The organism is Deltaproteobacteria bacterium, from assembly GCA_016875225.1.
Taxonomy (GTDB): domain Bacteria; phylum Myxococcota_A; class UBA9160; order SZUA-336; family SZUA-336; genus VGRW01.
The window spans coordinates 1-1,692 of record VGRW01000176.1 but is presented as its reverse complement, the minus strand read 5'-3'; the positions used below and the strand labels follow the sequence as shown (position 1 = coordinate 1,692).

The window sequence follows — 1,692 nt, the reverse complement described above, 5'->3', positions numbered from 1 at the left end:
CCCCACGCCCTACCTCGGCGTGAAGCTGCTGCCGCAGATTCCGGTCGTTGCGGGCGGGCACGACGCGATCTACGCCAGCCCGAGCTATCAGCGCCTGCGCCGTCTGGTGCGATGGTGCGTCGAGCGGCGGCGCGCCGTGGTCGGCGCGACCGTGCTCGCCTCGGCCGTCGCCGGGCTAGGTCTTGGCCTGGTGAAGAAGCAGTTCTTCCCCAACTCGGACCGCTCGGAGCTGATCGTCGAGGTCTACCTGCCGCACGGCAGCGCCTTCAAGCGCACCGAGGCCGTGGTCGCCCGTGTCGAAGCGGCGCTGCTCGAGGAGCCCGACACCCAGCTCGTCGACGCCTACGTCGGCGCGGGCGCGCCGCGCTTCTTCCTGTCGCTGAACCCCGAGCGTCCTGATCCGGCGTTCGCAAAGCTGATCGTACAGACGGCAGACGCTGCGGCACGCGACCGGCTGAAGCAGCGCATGCGCGCGCGCATCGCTGCGGGTGAGTTTCCGGACGCGCGCGTGCGAGTCACGCAGCTCGTGTTCGGCCCACCGGTTCCCTTCCCGGTGGTGTTTCGCGTGTCCGGGCCGTCGACGGAGCGCGTGCGCGAGATCGCCGAGAGCGTGCGTCGGATCGCGTCCGGTCACCCCGATGTGCGCGACGCATTCCTCGACTGGGGCGAGCGCGCGAGCGCCTACCGCCTGGTGCTCGACCAGGACCGGCTGCGGCTGCTGGGCTTCACGCCGGCGGACGTGAAGCTGCAGGTGAACGCGCTGCTCACCGGCAATGCGATCACCGAGGTGCGCGACGGCATCCGCACCGTGCCGGTGCTGGCGCGCGCCATCCACGCGCAGCGCGAGAGCCTCGAGACCATCGGGGATCTCACGATCACCAACCACTTCGGCGTGTCGATCCCGCTCGAGCAGGCGGGCGCCTTCGTCCCCACGATGGAGGACCCCGTCCTGAAGCGGCGCAACCGCGAGGCTACGATCGAGGTGCGCGCGGACATCGCCGAGGGCACGCAGCCGCCCGACGTCGAGCTGGCGGTGTTCGCGCAGCTCGACGAGCTGATCGAGCGCCTTCCCGACGGCTACCGCATCGAGATCGGCGGTCCGGTCGAGGAGAGCGGCAAGGCGAATCAAGCGCTGTTCCAGCTGTTCCCGATCATGACTCTGGCGATGTTGCTCGTGATCATCCTGCAGGTGCGCTCGATGCGCATGATGTGGCTGGTGTTCGCGACCGCGCCGCTCGGACTGATCGGCGCCGTTCCGACGCTGCTGATCACCGGTCAGCCGTTCGGCTTCAACGCGATCCTGGGTCTGATCGGCATCGGTGGGATCCTGATGCGCAACACGCTGATGCTCACCGACCAGATCGATCAGAACCGGCGCGCGGGCGCGCCCGTGGACGAGGCGATCCTCGAGGCCACCGTGCGGCGCGCTCGGCCGGTGGTGCTGACGGCGCTGGCCGCCGCGCTTGCATTCGTGCCGCTCACGTTCTCGGTGTTCTGGTCGGAGCTGGCGCTCGTGCTGATCGGCGGAGTCCTCGCGGGCACCGCCGTAACGCTCCTCTTCCTGCCCGCGCTGTGCGCGCTCGGCCTGCGCGAGGCGGAGACGCGGTGAGATCGAGGAGTCGCTCGAGGTCACGCACACGCAGGACCGCTCTCTCCTGAACCACCCGGACTTTCAGGAGGCTTGTTGACCCC

At 69.6% G+C, this 1,692-nt stretch carries 1 protein-coding gene; it reads left to right on the top strand.

The annotated features are described in order from the left end of the window. Positions 1-1,609, top strand: a 1,609-nt coding sequence (locus FJ108_18555; protein ID MBM4337895.1) for an efflux RND transporter permease subunit, incomplete at its 5' end; no start/stop codon positions are given. Between the last annotated feature and the right edge of the window lie 83 nt (positions 1,610-1,692).